Source organism: Pseudomonas sp. W2Jun17 (genome assembly GCF_023127795.1).
In the GTDB taxonomy this organism is placed as follows: domain Bacteria; phylum Pseudomonadota; class Gammaproteobacteria; order Pseudomonadales; family Pseudomonadaceae; genus Aquipseudomonas; species Aquipseudomonas synxantha_A.
Genome location: NZ_SPKO01000014.1, coordinates 17,822 through 34,357 on the forward strand (window position 1 = coordinate 17,822; position 16,536 = coordinate 34,357).

Below are 16,536 nucleotides of genomic sequence, written 5' to 3' on the forward strand. Positions count from 1 at the left end.
CTCGTTGGAAATTCAACCATAAGCCAGCCTCGCGCTGGCTTATGCGTTTTCAAGACATGACTATTTGGGAGTAACTGCAGAGCATGTTCCGTAATTCCTATATTCAGCAGAACTCTGATATCCAGGCCGCCGGCGGCCTGGTCCCGATGGTTGTCGAGCAGTCCGCTCGTGGCGAACGCGCCTACGACATCTACTCGCGCCTGCTCAAGGAGCGAGTGATCTTTCTGGTTGGCCCGGTAGAGGACTACATGGCTAACCTGATCTGTGCGCAATTGCTGTTCCTTGAAGCGGAAAACCCGGACAAGGACATCCATCTCTACATCAACTCGCCAGGTGGTTCGGTGACCGCAGGGATGTCGATCTACGACACCATGCAATTCATCAAGCCAAACGTGTCGACTACCTGCATCGGCCAGGCTTGCAGCATGGGCGCGTTCCTGCTGACGGCGGGTGCCGAAGGCAAGCGTTTCTGCCTGCCGAACTCACGTGTGATGATTCACCAGCCACTGGGCGGTTTCCAGGGCCAGGCATCGGACATTGAAATCCATGCCAAGGAAATCCTTTTCATTCGTGAGCGTCTGAACACGCTGATGGCCAAGCACAGCGGGCACACACTTGAAGAAATCGAGCGCGATACCAACCGTGACAATTTCATGAGCGCAGAAGCCGCCCGTGAATACGGGTTGATCGACGCAGTGATCGAAAAGCGCCCCGCTTAATATAAGCCGCTCAAAATAGGGCTGGTCGGCATGTCCGACCACTGGCGGGCTTGAAAAAGCCCGCATAAGCCTTCATCTTGTGTTGCAAGCCTATCGGATTTGGATCGAACGAATGACTGACACCCGCAACGGCGAGGACAACGGCAAGCTGCTCTATTGCTCCTTCTGTGGCAAAAGCCAGCATGAAGTACGCAAATTGATTGCCGGCCCCTCGGTGTTTATCTGCGACGAATGCGTCGACCTGTGCAATGACATCATCCGCGAGGAGGTGCAGGAAGCCCAGGCCGAGAGCAGTGCGCACAAACTCCCATCGCCTAAAGAAATCAGCGGCATCCTTGACCAATACGTTATTGGCCAGGAGCGTGCAAAGAAGGTTCTGGCCGTAGCGGTGTACAACCACTACAAGCGCCTGAACCAGCGTGACAAGAAAGGCGACGAGGTCGAACTCGGCAAGAGCAACATCCTGCTGATCGGTCCTACAGGCTCGGGTAAAACCTTGCTTGCGGAAACCCTCGCTCGCCTGCTGAACGTTCCGTTCACCATTGCCGACGCCACCACCCTCACCGAGGCTGGCTATGTGGGCGAAGATGTCGAGAACATCATTCAGAAACTGCTGCAGAAGTGCGACTACGACGTAGAGAAGGCCCAGATGGGTATTGTCTACATCGATGAAATCGACAAGATTTCGCGCAAGTCCGACAACCCGTCGATCACTCGGGACGTTTCCGGTGAAGGCGTGCAGCAGGCACTGTTGAAACTGATCGAAGGCACGGTTGCTTCCGTACCGCCACAAGGCGGCCGCAAGCACCCGCAGCAGGAATTCCTTCAGGTTGATACGCGCAACATCCTGTTCATTTGTGGTGGCGCATTCTCCGGCCTGGAGAAGGTTATCCAGCAGCGCTCCACCCGTGGCGGCATTGGTTTCAGTGCGGAAGTGCGCAGCAAGGAAGAAGGCAAGAAGGTGGGCGAGTCCCTGCGTGAAGTCGAGCCTGACGATCTGGTCAAGTTTGGTCTGATCCCGGAATTCGTTGGCCGCTTGCCGGTCCTGGCGACATTGGACGAATTGGATGAGGCGGCTTTGATTCAGATCCTCACCGAGCCTAAGAACGCCCTGACCAAGCAATACGCCAAGTTGTTCGAGATGGAAGGCGTGGACCTCGAGTTCCGTACCGACGCGCTCAAATCGGTGGCCAAGCGGGCACTGGAGCGCAAGACCGGTGCACGTGGCCTGCGTTCGATCCTCGAAGGCGTGTTGCTCGACACCATGTACGAAATCCCCTCGCAGTCTGAGGTGAGCAAAGTGGTGATCGACGAAAGCGTTATCGAAGGCAAGTCCAAGCCACTGTATATCTACGAAAACAGTGAGCCGACGGCCAAGGCTGCGCCAGACGCGTAAGCGTTCAGCAGTTGCGGTACAAGCAAGGGGCCTCTAGGGGCCCCTTGTTTTTTGGGGCGTTTTCTTGGTGCGGTGGTTAAATTCGCGTGTATTCATGCGTTTAACTACTGGCATTGAGCTTGTTTTTTTTGCATGTAACCCCCATCTTGGTTTCATGCTTACTTATCAACTGTCATAGAGGCGAAATCATGAAGACAACCATCGAATTGCCTCTCCTGCCGTTGCGTGATGTCGTCGTCTATCCGCACATGGTTATCCCGCTGTTCGTGGGGCGCGAGAAGTCTATCGAAGCCCTCGAGGCTGCGATGACGGGCGACAAGCAGATCCTGCTGTTGGCCCAGAAGAATCCTGCTGATGATGATCCGGGTGAAGATGCCCTGTATCGCGTCGGCACCATTGCCACTGTGCTGCAATTGCTCAAGCTGCCTGATGGCACCGTCAAGGTGCTGGTGGAAGGCGAGCAGCGCGGTGCCGTAGAGCGTTTCATGGAAGTGGACGGGCACCTGCGCGCCGAAGTGGCACTGATCGAAGAAGTCGAAGCTGCAGAGCGCGAATCCGAAGTGTTTGTGCGCAGCCTGCTCTCGCAGTTCGAGCAGTATGTGCAGTTGGGCAAGAAAGTCCCCGCTGAAGTGCTGTCTTCCCTCAGCAGCATTGATGAACCAAGCCGCCTGGTTGATACCATGGCCGCGCACATGGCGCTGAAAATCGAGCAGAAGCAGGACATCCTCGAAATCATCGACCTGTCGGCCCGTGTCGAGCACGTGTTGGCGCTGCTGGACGGCGAAATCGACCTGTTGCAGGTAGAAAAACGCATCCGCGGTCGGGTGAAGAAGCAAATGGAGCGCAGCCAGCGCGAGTACTATCTGAATGAGCAGATGAAGGCCATTCAGAAGGAACTCGGCGACGGCGAGGAAGGCCACAACGAAATCGAAGAGCTGAAAAAGCGCATTGATGCCGCTGGCCTGCCCAAAGATGCCTTGACCAAGGCTACCGCCGAGCTGAACAAGCTCAAGCAGATGTCGCCAATGTCGGCCGAAGCCACCGTGGTGCGTTCCTACATCGATTGGCTGGTGCAGGTGCCGTGGAAGGCCCAGACCAAGGTGCGCCTGGATCTGGCTCGCGCCGAAGAAATCCTCGATGCCGACCATTATGGTCTTGAGGAAGTCAAAGAGCGCATCCTCGAATACCTTGCCGTGCAAAAGCGCGTGAAAAAGATTCGTGGTCCGGTGTTGTGCCTGGTCGGCCCTCCGGGTGTGGGTAAAACCTCCCTGGCCGAGTCGATTGCCAGTGCCACCAACCGCAAGTTTGTGCGCATGGCCCTGGGCGGTGTGCGTGACGAGGCGGAAATCCGTGGTCATCGCCGTACCTACATCGGTTCGATGCCAGGAAGATTGATTCAAAAGATGACAAAAGTGGGCGTGCGCAACCCGCTGTTCCTGCTCGATGAAATCGACAAAATGGGCAGCGATATGCGTGGCGATCCTGCCTCCGCGCTGCTTGAGGTGCTCGATCCGGAGCAGAATCACAACTTCAACGACCATTACCTGGAAGTCGACTACGACTTGTCTGACGTAATGTTCCTGTGCACCTCCAACTCCATGAACATTCCGCCAGCCTTGCTGGACCGGATGGAGGTGATTCGTCTGCCGGGTTACACCGAAGACGAGAAGATCAATATCGCCGTCAAATACCTCGCACCCAAGCAGATTTCGGCCAACGGCCTGAAGAAGGGCGAGATCGAGTTTGAGGTCGAGGCGATCCGCGACATCGTGCGTTACTACACCCGCGAGGCCGGTGTACGGGGCCTTGAGCGCCAGATCGCGAAGATCTGCCGCAAGGCGGTGAAAGAACACGCACTGGAAAAACGTTTCTCTGTGAAGGTAGTTGCCGACTCCCTGGAACACTTCCTGGGCGTGAAGAAATTCCGCTACGGCCTGGCCGAGCAGCAGGACCAGGTCGGGCAGGTGACTGGCCTGGCGTGGACTCAGGTGGGTGGCGAATTACTCACCATTGAAGCTGCGGTGATTCCCGGCAAAGGCCAGTTGATCAAGACCGGCTCCCTGGGTGACGTGATGGTCGAATCCATCACGGCCGCGCAGACCGTGGTGCGCAGTCGCGCCCGCAGCCTGGGCATCCCGCTGGACTTCCATGAGAAGCACGACACCCATATCCATATGCCGGAAGGGGCGACCCCGAAAGACGGCCCTAGCGCGGGCGTAGGCATGTGCACGGCCCTGGTGTCGGCATTGACTGGCATCCCTGTGCGCGCTGACGTCGCAATGACCGGGGAAATTACCCTGCGTGGTCAGGTATTGGCCATCGGTGGTCTGAAAGAGAAATTGCTGGCGGCTCACCGGGGCGGAATCAAGACGGTGATCATTCCGGAAGAGAATGTTCGCGACTTGAAGGAAATTCCTGACAACATCAAGCAGGATCTTCAGATTAAACCGGTTAAATGGATTGACGAGGTCCTGCAAATTGCGCTGCAATACGCGCCGGAACCCTTGCCGGATGTAGCTCCGGAGATAGTCGCGAAGGACGAAAAACGCGAGTCAGATTCCAAGGAAAGAATTAGCACGCATTAATGTGTTAAAGCCTGGGGGCTTCCTTGACAGCTTTTTAGAGCCCTTGTTATAAAGCGGCTCTTAAGTGTCTGTAGGCCACCCAGCACTGGTTTTTGCTTTTACCAAAAAACTTAGAATCATACTCAATAGATATATAAGGGGACTTAGAGTGAACAAGTCGGAACTGATTGATGCTATCGCCGCATCCGCTGATATCCCGAAAGCTGCTGCTGGCCGTGCGCTGGACGCAGTAATCGAATCCGTCACTGGCGCTCTGAAGGCCGGCGACTCCGTGGTACTGGTAGGCTTCGGTACTTTCTCTGTGACTGACCGCCCAGCTCGCACTGGCCGTAACCCACAGACTGGCAAAGCACTGCAAATCGCTGCTGCCAAGAAACCAGGTTTCAAAGCCGGTAAAGCCCTGAAAGAAGCCGTTAACTAAGCTTCGATCAAGCCTTTGCTTACCCGGGTCGGACGCACGTCCGACCTGGCAGCGGAGCGGTAGCGACCCACGTATCCATCGGGTCGCCACGCCGGGGGTGAGAGTTCAAACCCCCGTCCGCTCCGCCAGTTACGAGAAGGCGCATCCTCGGATGCGCCTTTCTTCTATCCGGACTCTACCCACGCTCCACGGTTGCCTATTTTTGAAGTTCAACCGTTTCTGGGGGACGCATGCTGCAAAATATCAGGGACAATTCACAAGGCTGGATTGCCAAGACCATTATCGGGATCATCGTCGCATTGATGGCGTTCACCGGTATCGAAGCCATTTTCCAGGCTTCGGGTAATAACGCGCAGGACGTGGCCAAGGTCAACGGTGAACAGATCACCCAGACCGAACTGAGCCAGGCTGTCGACATGCAACGTCGCCAGCTGATGCAACAGCTGGGCAAGGATTTCGATGCTTCGCTGCTGGACGAAAAACTGTTGCGCGACGCGGCCCTCAAGGGCCTGATCGACCGCAAGCTGCTGCTGCAAGGCGCTGCTGATGCCAAGTTCGGTTTCTCGGAAGCCGCTTTGGACCAGGTGATCCTGCAGACGCCGGAATTCCAGGTGGATGGCAAGTTCAATGCCGAACGTTTTGACCAGGTGATCCGTCAACTGGGCTATAGCCGTATGCAATTCCGTCAGATGCTGACCCAGGAAATGCTGATCGGCCAGGTTCGCGCAGGTATCGCCGGCAGCGGTTTCGTCACCGATGCCGAGGTGCTGGCATTCGCCCGTCTGGAAAAACAGACCCGCGATTTCGCCACCGTCAACATCAAGGCAGACCCGGCAGCGGTGAAGCTCACCGATGATGAGGTCAAGGCTTACTACGATCAGCACGCCAAAGAGTTCATGACCCCGGACCAGGTGGTCATCGACTATCTGGAATTGAAGAAGTCCTCCTTCTTCGACCAGGTCACCGTCAAGGACGATGAACTGCAGGCTGCCTACGAGAAGGAAACCGCCAACCTCGCTGAACAGCGTCGTGCCGCGCACATCCTGATCGAAGTCAACGATAAGGTCACCGAGGCGCAAGCCAAGGCCAAGATCGAAGAAGTCCAGGCACGCCTGGCCAAAGGCGAGAAGTTTGAAGCCCTGGCCAAGGAGTTCTCCCAGGATCCAGGTTCGGCCAACAATGGCGGTGACCTGGGCTTTGCCGGCCCTGGCGTCTACGATCCGGACTTCGAAACGGCCCTGTACGGCTTGAAGCAAGACCAGGTATCGGCGCCGGTGCGCAGTGCCTTCGGTTGGCACTTGATCAAGTTGCTGGGCGTTGAAGCACCTGAGGTGCCATCGTTTGCCAGCCTGAAAGACAAGCTGACCCGCGAGCTCAAGACCCAACAGGTTGAACAGCGGTTTGTCGAAGCGACCAAGCAATTGGAAGATGCGGCATTCGAAGCGTCCGACTTGGCTCAGCCGGCATCTGACCTGAAACTGACCGTCCACACCTCGGCGCCGTTTGGCCGTGAAGGTGGCGAGGGCATTGCAGCCAACCGTGCTGTGGTGACTGCGGCATTCAGCCCGGAAGTGCTGGATGAAGGTGCCAACAGCAGCGCCATCGAGCTGGACCCGGAAACCATCATCGTGTTGCGTGCCAAAGAGCATCTCAAGCCGGCTCAACTGCCGCTTGAGAGCGTTGCTGCGGCGATTCGCACCCAGATGACCAAGGAGCGTGCGAGCGCTGCCGCCAAAGCCCATGCCGACGAGTTGATCGCCAGCCTGCGTGACGGCAAAACCGCGCTGGACCAGCCGATTGACGGTCAGGCCTGGAAGGTGACTGAAGCGGCGACCCGCGGTCAGGAATCCATCGATCCAGCGGTGCTTCAAGCCCTGTTCCGCATGCCCAAGCCTGCGGCCAAGGACAAGCCTACTTTCACCACGGTGACGCTGCGTGATGGCAGCCTGGTGATTGTGCGCTTGAACGGCGTCAACGAAGCGGCAGCCCCTACGGACGAAGAAAAGGCGCAATACCGCCGCTTCCTCGCTTCCCGTATCGGCCAGCAGGACTTCGCGGCGTTCCGCAAGCAGCTGGAAACCCAGGCAGACATCAAGAAGTACTGATGCCGGCTTGAATAAAAAAGACCCCGTCCTGAAAAGGCCGGGGTCTTTTTTTGCCCTTGATAAAGTGGGTGCTTAACTCGCCTTATGGGTGCTTGCCTGAAAACTTGAGCTTGCCCCAGGTCAGGCCGATCACCGCTGCCAGGGTCGAAGCGGCCAATACACTGAGCTTGGCGGCCGAGAGCAAGGCAGGGTCCGAGAAGGCCAGAGAGGAGATAAAGATCGACATGGTGAACCCGATCCCGGCCAGCAGGCCAACCAGGCCGACGCCTGTCCAGGTCACACCGTCCGGCAGCTTGCAGATGTTGAGCTTGACCAGCATCAGGCTCGCCAGCATCACGCCCAGGGGTTTGCCAAGTACCAGCGCAAAGATGACCCCCATGAACACCCCGTGAGCCATCGGATCATCCAGGTTGAAGCCGTGCAGGCTCACGCCAGCATTGGCCAGGGCGAAAAGCGGCATCACGCCGAATGCCACCCACGGATGCAGTGCCGATTGCACCCGTTGCACCGGCGGCAATATCTCCCGCTGGGCTTGGCGCAGTTGCTTGAGGGGCTGGGCGACCTGTTGGGGGCCTTCTGCCGAATGCGAGAAGCGCTCCATCAGCTCGTTGAACGTGCGTTCAATGGTCTCCAGCGGGCGCTCCGTGGTGGGCTTGGAGTTGACCGGCGTCATCAAGCCCAGGATCACCCCGGCGAGGGTCGGGTGCACGCCGGTCTTGAGCAGCCCGAACCATACAATCGCGCCAGGTAACAGATAGATCGCGGCCTTGCCGATGCCCATGCGTTGGAACACCAGCACCAGCGCCAGCCCGCCTGCGGCAATCACCAAGCCCATGTAATCGAGACTGGCAGTGAAGAAGATCGCGATGATCAGGATCGCCACGATGTCATCGATGATCGCCAGGGCCAGCAACAGGATACGCACGCCACTGGGAATCGACTTGCCCAGCAGCGCCAGCACGCCCACAGCAAACGCGATGTCGGTCGCGGTGGGTACCGCCCAGCCACTGGCGGCGACGGTGCCGTGGTTGAGCAGGGTGTAGATGAGTGCAGGCATCAGCACACCGCCCAGCGCAGCGCCCAAGGGCAGCGTGGCCAGTTTCAGGTTGGCCAGGGCGCCATCTTTGATTTCCTGACGGATCTCGGCGCCGACTACCAGAAAGAAGATGGTCATCAGCCCGTCATTGACCAGAAAGTGCAGGGAGCGCGACACGCTGTAATCGCCAAGTCCCAGGGTAACAGGCGTATTCCAGAAGTGTTCGTAGGTCGCTGCGGCGGGGCTGTTGGCCCAGATCAGCGCCACGATCGCTGCCAACAGCAGGACGATACCGCTCACGGCTTCGATATGGGAAAAACGCTCAAGGGCAGACAGCGCGCCCTCAGTCAGGCGCTGAGGGCGGGGGATGGCAGGGTGTTTATCAGGCACGACAAATCTCCATTGGCGGCCCGACCAATGCTTGGCTTTTAACCTGCGCCGTGCCTTATGCAGCAACGCACCCAGAGGCGATGATAGGAAGTTGAGGAATAAGTTGTAAACAAACTTGTCATCGGCCGTGCCAGGCCTTGCCCGTCATTGCACCCAGCGCCAGCGCTATCAACCCCAGCACGGCCCATGGAAATGCGATGACGCCCCAGTGTTGGAGCATCAAGCCGCCAGCCAGCCCACCCCCGGCAATGCCAAGGTTCCATGCGGTGACCAGCATGGATTGCGCGGCATCGGCCGAGTTGCCGGCCGACTTCGCGAGTGCGGTTTGCAGCAGGGCCGGCAGGCCTCCGAAAGCCAGGCCCCAGGCCGCCACGCTGATGTAGATGCAGATCGCAGAGCTGGTCCAGAAACCCAGGAGCAGGGCAGCTGCGGCGAACGTCGCGCAACTGATGAGGGTCAGCAACCGCAGGTGTTGATCAATCCATATGCCCACCAACCAGATGCTTACCAACGCCATCAAGCCGAACACCAGTAATACCTGGTCGATCTCGCTGCCGATGCCGGCGGGCACCAGCAAGGGAGCGATGTAGGTGTAGAGGATGTTATGAGCCAACACATAGGTGAAGGTCACCCACAGCACTGGGCGGATTCCCGGCAGGGCCAGCACGCGATTCAGGCCCAGACGTTTGCTGGCTGCTTCGCCGGCAAAATCCGGCAATTGCCAGCGCGCCCACACCAGCAGTAACAGGGTCAGGCCGGTCATGATGGCAAAGCTGCTGCGCCAACCGACCAGCGTGCCAAGCAGGGTGCCAGCAGGTACGCCGAGGGACAAGGCCAGCGGCGCACCGAGCATGGCCACGGCGATCGCCCGGCCCTGCAGATGAGGGGCAACCATGCGGCTGGCGTAGCCTGCCAACAGCGCCCACAGCAGCCCGGCGAATACACCCGCAAAGAAGCGAGCGATCAAGGTCACGCCGTAGTGGTTGGAAAACGCGGTGACACTGTTGACCAAGGCAAAGCCGCCTATGGCGATCAACAGCAGAGGCCTGCGACGCCAGCCACGGGTCAGCAAGGTCAGCGGGATGGCCGCGAGCAATGAGCCCAGGGCGTAGAGCGTCACCAACTGCCCCACCAGCGCCTGTGACACTTCCAGCCCGGCGCTCATTTGCGGCAGCAGCCCGGCGGGCATGGCCTCGGTGAGGATGGTGATAAAGCCGGCCGAGGCCAGGGCCAGCAACCCTGCCAATGGCAAGGGTTCATGCACGGGCGCCGTAGCGGTCACTGAAGTGTTGTTCATGGGAGTCTCCTTGAAGGGGCAAGGAGGCAGGGTAGGGGGCTGCGATGCGCGGAAAAACAGGCTAAGGTGCCGAACTTATCGGACATTTTTGTCCGCAATCGACCAAGGCATCAGCATGGACAGTCTGAGCGGGCTCTCGGTATTCGTACAGGTCGCGCAAACCCGTAGCTTCACCACCGCCGGGCGGGTATTGGGCGTGTCATCCTCAGCGGTAGGCAAAAGCATCGCACGCATGGAGGAGCGCCTGGGCGTCAGGCTGTTTCATCGAAGTACCCGCAGTATCACCCTGACCAGTGAGGGCGCGCTGTTGCTGGAACGCTCGCGGCGTATCCTGGCGGAAGTGGAAGCGGCTGAGCTGGAGTTGAGCGAGGCCAGTGCCACCCCGCGGGGCAAACTGCGTATCAGCGTGCCCCAAGTGCGCGGGTTGTTGATGCCGGTGATCAGTGGCTTTATGCGTGCCTATCCGGATATCGAGTTGGACGTGGATTTTTCCGACCGTATGGTGGATGTCATCGATGAAGGCTTCGACGCGGTGATCCGCACCGGCAAGCCGGAAGACTCGCGCTTGATGGCGCGCCATCTGGGGCATTACCAATTGGTACTTGTCGGTACGCCCGGCTATTTCGACCAATACGGCACGCCACTCCTGCCCCTGGACTTGAGTCATCACGCCTGCCTTCGGCATAAATTCTGCGCCTCCGGCAAACTCGAGCCCTGGCCGCTGCGACTGGTGCCGGGCGCGGCGGAGCCGAGCTTGCGTGCGCCGCTGGTCAGCAGCACCATTGAGTCTCTCAAGCATGTGGCTCAGGAAGGTCTCGGTATTGCGTGTCTGCCGGACTACATGGTCAACGAGGCGGTTGCGCAAGGGGCTTTGCAGCGCGTGCTGGATGAACACCTCGAACACCGTGGCAGTTTCTGGTTGCTGTGGCCGGCCAGTCGCCATGCCTCGGCCAAATTGCGCGTGTTTATCGACCATATGTGTGCCGGGCTTTTTCCTACTGACGCGGCTTCACAAGGCTGAGATGTTTAACCGACAGGAATGCGCGCTTCAAGGCCGCGTTCTGTTGCACAATACCGTCCGGACCGTTTTCCACAGGATTTTCGATGTCGACATCATTTCACTTGCGTAGCCTCGGGTTGGCGCTGGTGCTGGCGGGCGCCGCGGGCTGCTCCTCACCCAAGACCGCTATCTATGAACATGAGAATTTCGACGATTCCGGTACGTTTTCCCGCGATTACCCGGTCAGCGATGTAGCGGCGTGTGAAGCGGCGCGTCGTGCCCTGCTGAGCCAGGGTTACATCATTACCAGCAGCGATCCAAAGCTGGTGGCGGGCAACAAGAGTTTTCAGCAGACCGGCGAGACCCATCTGCAGATCAGTTTCAACGTGGTGTGCGCTGCTGATGGCAAAGGCATCAATCACTCGACGATGTTTGCCAACGCCTTGCAGGATCGCTATGCGCTGAAGAAGGTCAACAACTCCGCCAGCCTCGGCGTGGGTGTGCTGGGTTCGGTGTCGATGCCGATCGGCTCCACTGACGACTCGATGGTGAAAGTCGCGAGCGAGACCGTCTCGGCGCCGAAGTTCTACGAGCGTTACTTTGCGCTGGTGGATGTGTTCCTGCCGCAGGAGGTCAAGCAGGCCGAGCATATACCCGAGCAGCCCAAGGCTGACCTGGGTGTGCCTGAACCCAAGGCCGCTCCGGTAGCCGCTCCAGTAGCCGAGAAGGTCGAGGCGCCGAAGGAGGCACCTGTAGCGCCTGCCGCTTCGCAACCCCTGGCACCGCCACCTGAGGCTGCGCCGATCGCACCGACCCCGGAACCTGCGCCTGCCTCGGCGCCAGCAACCGAGCCCGCGCCGGCGCCGACCAATCCCAGCCTGCCTGCGCCGACAGAGGCAATACCGCCCTTGCCAGCGCCTGCGCAGTAACTCAGATGGCTACGGGATCGGCCTTGTCGACGTTGATCCCGTAGCGGCTGATGGCCAGGGCGACGTTGTCACGACCAATCACACCGTCATCAGCCAACGCCTTCAAGGCTGCTAAAGCGATAAAGTGCCGGTCTACCTCGAAGAACTCGCGCAATGTCTCGCGGGTGTCCGATTGCCCGAAACCGTCGGTACCCAGTGCGACAAAACGGCGGTTATGCACGAAGGGGCGAATCTGGTCGGCGAACAACTTCATGTAGTCCGTGGCCACCACCACAGCGCCGGTTCTCCCGGCAAGGCAGGTTTCGACGTAGCTTTGGCGCGGCTCGCTTTGCGGGTGCAGGAGGTTCCAGCGTTCGGCGGCGTGCCCATCACGGCGCAATTCGGTCAGGCTGGTGACGCTCCAGACATCGCTATGCACGGCGAAATCCTTGGCGAGCAACTCGGCTGCGGCGATCACTTCGCGCAAGATTGAACCGCTGCCCATGAGCTGCACCTTTGCCTGCGGGTGGCTGCTCAGCGGATACATGCCCTTGAGAATGCCTTCTTCAACGCCTTCCGGCATCGCCGGGTGCGGATAGTTTTCGTTGAGCAGGGTGATGTAGTAATAGATGTCCTCCTGTTCGACATACATGCGCCGCATACCCTCGCGAATAATCACTGCCAGTTCGTAGGCAAAAGTCGGGTCATAGGCCACGCAGCAGGGAATCACCGACGCCAGGATATGGCTGTGCCCGTCGTCGTGCTGCAAGCCTTCACCCATCAGCGTGGTGCGCCCGGCCGTGGCGCCCAGCAGGAAGCCCCGTGCTCGCGCATCGCCCGCCGCCCAGGCCAGGTCGCCGACGCGCTGGAAGCCGAACATCGAGTAGAAAATATAGAACGGCACGGTCATCAGGCCATGGTTGCTATAGGAGGTACTTGCCGCGATCCAGGAAGAAATGGCGCCGGATTCATTCAGCCCTTCCTGCATGATCTGTCCGTCTTTGCTCTCTTTGTAGTAGCTCAATTGCCCGGCGTCCTGTGGGGTATAGAGCTGGCCGACGGCTGAGTGGATACCGATCTGGCGGAACAGGCTTTCCATGCCAAAGGTGCGCGACTCATCCGGCACAATAGGCACGATCAGCTTGCCCAAATGCGTGTCCTTGAGCAGCGTGCCGAGGATGCGCACAAAGGCCATGGTGGTGGAGATGGCGCGCTCACCGGTGTCTTTGAGTTGGGTGGCGAAGGCGCTCAGCTCGGGGATTTGCAGCGGCGCAGCGCTAGTGTGGCGCGCTGGCACATAGCCTCCCAGCGCCTGCCGTCGTGCGGCAAAGTAGTGGGCCTCTTCGCTGTCGACGGCGGGTTTGAGGTAGGGGATTTCTTCGAGCCGGTCATCGTCGACCTCCAGGCCGAAGCGGTCGCGGAAAGCTTTTACCGCTTCGGCCCCCATCTTCTTCAGCTGATGGTTGATGTTTTGGCCTTCGCCAGCTTCACCCATGCCGAAGCCCTTGACCGTCTTGGCCAGTATCACCGTGGGCTGGCCCTTGTGGCGCACGGCGGCGGCGTAGGCGTTGTAGACCTTGTCCGGGTCATGCCCGCCCCGTGAGAGTTTCCAGATGTCGTCGTCGGACATGTCCGCAACCAGCGCCAGCAACTGCGGGTATTTGCCAAAGAAGTGTTCACGCACATAAGCGCCATTCTGGGATTTGTAATTCTGGTAGTCGCCATCCACGCATTCCATCATGCGTTGGCGCAGCAGGCCGCTCTGGTCCTTTTCCAGCAGCGCGTCCCAGCCGCCGCCCCAGATCACCTTGATCACATTCCAGCCGGCGGCACGGTACAGGCTCTCGAACTCCTGGATCACCTTGGCATTGCCGCGCACCGGACCATCCAGGCGTTGCAGGTTGCAGTTGACCACGAAGATCAGGTTGTCGAGTTTTTCGCGGCCCGCCAGGGAGATGGCCGCCAGGGATTCGGGCTGGTCCATTTCGCCATCGCCGAGGAATGCCCAAACCTTGCGGCCCTGATGCTGCTTGAGGTCTCGAAACTCCAGGTACCGCATAAAACGCGCCTGGTACGCGGCGGTGATCGGCCCCAGGCCCATGGAGACCGTAGGGAATTGCCAGAAGTCCGGCATCAAGCGTGGGTGAGGGTAGGAAGACAAACCCTCGCCACCGGCCTCGCGCCGAAAGTTATCCAGCTGCGCTTCGCTGATACGGCCCTCCAGGTAGGCACGGCCATAAATGCCTGGTGAGGAATGGCCCTGGATGTACACCAGGTCGCCGTCGAATGTGTCGGTTCGGCCACGGAAAAAATGATCGAAGCCTACGTCATACAGCACGGCGGCTGACGCATAGGTGGCGATATGCCCACCCACGCCTGAGTGTTTGCCTGCGCGCAATACCATCGCCATGGCATTCCAGCGGATGAACGCATTGGTGCGCCGCTCGATGGCCTGGTTACCGGGGTAGGGCAACTGGCGCTCAACCGGGATGGTATTGACGTAGGGGGTGGTCACCCGCCCGTAGAAGTCGCCATGCCGTGCAACGTCGAAATCCAGCAACTGATCGATCAGGTAATGAGCGCGGGGACGGCCCTCGGTGGACAGCACCGATTCGATGGAGTCCAGCCATTCGCGGGTTTCCTGCGGATCATCGTCGAGTCTTACTGGGTCATTCGGGGTCATGTGAGGCTCCAGGGTAGGCGGATTCAAGCAGCGAGCTCCTCGCGGGAGTGATGCAAAATGTAGTTGCAATTGCAACGACATGCCAGAATCTAGCGCGGGATGAGCTACTATTGCAACCTTCTTGAAATTCCCCGGATGGTGTTGCATGTCGTCGAAAGAGCCGGATGTATGGTTCCGTTTTGTCAGGGCTCACAGGACGGTCATCCGTGAAATCGAGCGGCGCCTGGCTGCGGCGGGCCTGCCGCCGTACGCCTGGTACGATGCGTTGTGGGGCCTGGAAAGCGGGCCCGGCGGCACCCGGCGTATGCACGAACTGGCCGATGTGCTGGCCATTGAGCGCTATAACCTCACGCGCCTGGTGGACCGCCTGGAAAAGGACGGCCTGGTAGTGCGTTCCCGCTCCGATGGCGACGGTCGTGCGGCGTTTGCCTCGATCACGGACACGGGTCGAGCGCTGCGCAAGAGCATGTGGAAAATCTACGAAAGCACCGTGGACGAGCTGTTCATTTCACAAATCGAACCCGAGCAGCGCCAGGCATTTGCCGATGCCCTGGAGCGCACGGCGGGCTTGGCGATGGATGCGGGTGTGCAAGTGCGCAGCCGACGTAAATGAATGCGCGATAGAGGCAGGCATGGGTCCAAGCTCCTTCCAACGGATACTCGTACCCTACTGGAAATATGATTGCATTTGCAATGATTGCAATCGCACTTCAAGTCATGGGATTAAATTATCCGGCGCCTGTCGCGTTTAACTTTTCAAGCGCAGGAATGTCACAACGTCGACATTTTTTCGTCATGACGGCACTTTAGGCTGGGTTCGCAGGTCATTTACCTGCCACCGCTTTCATTTGAAGAAGGAGTCCACCATGGACGATTACCAGGAAGAACTGCTGGAGTATCAGGCATTCGAGTTGGACCCGCTGGATCCGGTCGACGATGCCACCGAGCTGTAACGCTGACTTCAGGCGGAATGCCGCTGACTGCGGCGAAATTCCCCTGGGGTCTGGTTATTCCAGCGTCTGAAGGCCCGCTGGAAGGCTTGGGCTGAAGCAAAACCAAGCAAGTAGGCGATTTCGCCAAATGCCAGCTCGGTATCGCGAATATAGGTCATGGCCAGGTCGCGGCGGGTGTCGTTGAGAATTGCGCGAAACTGTGTGCCTTCCTCGGTCAGTTTGCGCCGTAAAGTCCAGGTCGGCAGTTTCAAGCGTGCCGCCACCTCTTCCAGGTCGGGTTCCCGGCCGCCATTGAGCATAGGCCCGAGCAACCGCGTGATGCGCTCGCGCAGGCTGCGGGTGCGAGTCAGCTGCTCCAACTCCCTTTCACACAGCTGCAGCAACAGGTGCCAGGTACTTGGGCAGTGCTGTGGGTTGCGCAGCGCCAAGGTGGGTTGGCTCAGACGCAGTTGATTGGCATCGGCGCCGAAGTGCACCAGGCCGCTTCCCAGCCTGTTGTAGTGTTCGTGATAGTCCGGCGCGTCGAATTCGATTTCTATCCGTTGTGCCTGCACCGGCTGTTGCGCCAGGCTGGATAATTGTTGCAGCCAACCGGCGATGATCGAGTCCACCACAAAGCGGTTATAGGCGTTGTAGGGGCTGATGGAGTAGAACCGCAGCCAGGCGCCTTCGGCATCTTCATGAAAGCTCGATTGCCCGCGATAGTTGGAGCCGTACAGCGCTTCAAAGCGTGTGAGCGTGCGCGCCGCTTCGCGCACATTGGGGGCCTGGGCGGCGGTGACACCGGCCAGGCCGGCCTGGCTCAAGCGGCTGAGTTGGCCCATGCGCAGGCCCAGGCCCGGGTCGCCGGTCAGTTGGATGGCCGCGTGGCCCAGGCGCATATAGCGCGGGATCGACAGGCGTGCGCCGGCTTCAGCCAGGCGTGCAGGGTCCAGGCCGTATTGCAGCAACAGCGGTTGCGGGTCCAGGCCGTGGCTCTGGATGGCATCGGCCAGGGTGTGCACGAAGCCCACCGACAGATCCCCCAGGCGCACCGGCTTCAA

12 protein-coding genes are annotated in these 16,536 nt (G+C 59.3%); 8 read left to right on the top strand and 4 right to left on the bottom strand.

Features of this window, described 5'->3' with window-relative positions; translation table 11 throughout:
- Positions 1 to 83 precede the first annotated feature (83 nt).
- The 5 genes from clpP (at position 84) to E4O98_RS10390 (ending at position 7,226) form a co-directional block, all read left to right on the top strand.
- A complete protein-coding gene (clpP, locus tag E4O98_RS10370; RefSeq protein ID WP_005789297.1) occupies positions 84 to 719 on the top strand; it encodes an ATP-dependent Clp endopeptidase proteolytic subunit ClpP in 636 nt (211 codons plus the stop codon).
- Between the two features lie 112 nt (positions 720 to 831).
- Positions 832 to 2,115 (top strand): ATP-dependent Clp protease ATP-binding subunit ClpX, encoded by a 1,284-nt coding sequence (gene clpX / locus E4O98_RS10375; protein WP_003238279.1) that lies wholly within the window; start codon positions 832 to 834, stop codon positions 2,113 to 2,115.
- A 188-nt stretch (positions 2,116 to 2,303) separates the two neighbouring features.
- Positions 2,304 to 4,700: an endopeptidase La gene (gene lon / locus E4O98_RS10380; protein ID WP_032880520.1), complete on the top strand. Its 2,397-nt coding sequence runs from the start codon at positions 2,304 to 2,306 to the stop codon at positions 4,698 to 4,700.
- A gap of 148 nt (positions 4,701 to 4,848) precedes the next feature.
- Positions 4,849 to 5,121 (top strand): HU family DNA-binding protein, encoded by a 273-nt coding sequence (locus tag E4O98_RS10385; protein ID WP_003174819.1) that lies wholly within the window; start codon positions 4,849 to 4,851, stop codon positions 5,119 to 5,121.
- Between the two features lie 230 nt (positions 5,122 to 5,351).
- Entirely contained in the window at positions 5,352 to 7,226 is a 1,875-nt protein-coding gene (locus tag E4O98_RS10390) for a SurA N-terminal domain-containing protein (RefSeq protein ID WP_248134915.1), read from the top strand.
- A gap of 82 nt (positions 7,227 to 7,308) precedes the next feature.
- On the opposite strand, the gene nhaA is transcribed toward E4O98_RS10390, so the two are convergent.
- Together nhaA and E4O98_RS10400 are read right to left on the bottom strand one after the other, a co-directional pair.
- A complete protein-coding gene (gene nhaA, locus E4O98_RS10395; RefSeq protein WP_032880524.1) occupies positions 7,309 to 8,652 on the bottom strand; it encodes a Na+/H+ antiporter NhaA in 1,344 nt (447 codons plus the stop codon).
- Positions 8,653 to 8,770: 118 nt separating this feature from the next.
- The gene (locus E4O98_RS10400; RefSeq protein WP_248134917.1) at positions 8,771 to 9,949 is read right to left on the bottom strand and encodes an MFS transporter; all 1,179 of its coding nucleotides are present in this window, start codon (positions 9,947 to 9,949) and stop codon (positions 8,771 to 8,773) included.
- Positions 9,950 to 10,064: 115 nt separating this feature from the next.
- On the opposite strand from E4O98_RS10400, the gene E4O98_RS10405 reads away from it, so the two are divergent.
- Positions 10,065 to 10,970 carry a LysR family transcriptional regulator gene (locus E4O98_RS10405; RefSeq protein WP_032880528.1) on the top strand — a complete coding sequence of 302 codons (906 nt, stop codon included), beginning with the start codon at positions 10,065 to 10,067 and terminating at the stop codon, positions 10,968 to 10,970.
- 83 nt (positions 10,971 to 11,053) lie between these two features.
- The gene (locus E4O98_RS10410) at positions 11,054 to 11,878 is read left to right on the top strand and encodes a DUF2242 domain-containing protein (RefSeq protein WP_248134919.1); all 825 of its coding nucleotides are present in this window, start codon (positions 11,054 to 11,056) and stop codon (positions 11,876 to 11,878) included.
- Between the two features lies 1 nt (position 11,879).
- Here E4O98_RS10410 and aceE read toward each other — a convergent pair whose 3' ends face one another.
- Positions 11,880 to 14,540: a pyruvate dehydrogenase (acetyl-transferring), homodimeric type gene (aceE, locus tag E4O98_RS10415; protein WP_032880532.1), complete on the bottom strand. Its 2,661-nt coding sequence runs from the start codon at positions 14,538 to 14,540 to the stop codon at positions 11,880 to 11,882.
- Between the two features lie 145 nt (positions 14,541 to 14,685).
- Here aceE and E4O98_RS10420 point away from each other — a divergent pair, with 145 nt between their 5' ends.
- Positions 14,686 to 15,153, top strand: a complete 468-nt coding sequence (locus tag E4O98_RS10420; RefSeq protein ID WP_248134921.1) for a MarR family transcriptional regulator — start codon at positions 14,686 to 14,688, stop codon at positions 15,151 to 15,153.
- 348 nt (positions 15,154 to 15,501) lie between these two features.
- On the opposite strand, the gene E4O98_RS10425 is transcribed toward E4O98_RS10420, so the two are convergent.
- Complete coding sequence (locus tag E4O98_RS10425) at positions 15,502 to 16,536, bottom strand: AraC family transcriptional regulator (protein WP_032880536.1); 1,035 nt, start codon at positions 16,534 to 16,536, stop codon at positions 15,502 to 15,504.

Excerpts from the sequence above, each read along its gene's own strand:
- aceE (WP_032880532.1), bottom strand. The coding sequence starts at position 14,540 with ATGACCCCGAATGACCCAGTAAGACTCGACGATGATCCGCAGGAAACC.
- E4O98_RS10400 (WP_248134917.1), bottom strand. The coding sequence starts at position 9,949 with ATGAACAACACTTCAGTGACCGCTACGGCGCCCGTGCATGAACCCTTG.
- E4O98_RS10405 (WP_032880528.1), top strand. The coding sequence starts at position 10,065 with ATGGACAGTCTGAGCGGGCTCTCGGTATTCGTACAGGTCGCGCAAACC.
- E4O98_RS10410 (WP_248134919.1), top strand. The coding sequence starts at position 11,054 with ATGTCGACATCATTTCACTTGCGTAGCCTCGGGTTGGCGCTGGTGCTG.
- lon (WP_032880520.1), top strand. The coding sequence starts at position 2,304 with ATGAAGACAACCATCGAATTGCCTCTCCTGCCGTTGCGTGATGTCGTC.
- clpX (WP_003238279.1), top strand. The coding sequence starts at position 832 with ATGACTGACACCCGCAACGGCGAGGACAACGGCAAGCTGCTCTATTGC.
- E4O98_RS10390 (WP_248134915.1), top strand. The coding sequence starts at position 5,352 with ATGCTGCAAAATATCAGGGACAATTCACAAGGCTGGATTGCCAAGACC.
- E4O98_RS10420 (WP_248134921.1), top strand. The coding sequence starts at position 14,686 with ATGTCGTCGAAAGAGCCGGATGTATGGTTCCGTTTTGTCAGGGCTCAC.
- clpP (WP_005789297.1), top strand. The coding sequence starts at position 84 with ATGTTCCGTAATTCCTATATTCAGCAGAACTCTGATATCCAGGCCGCC.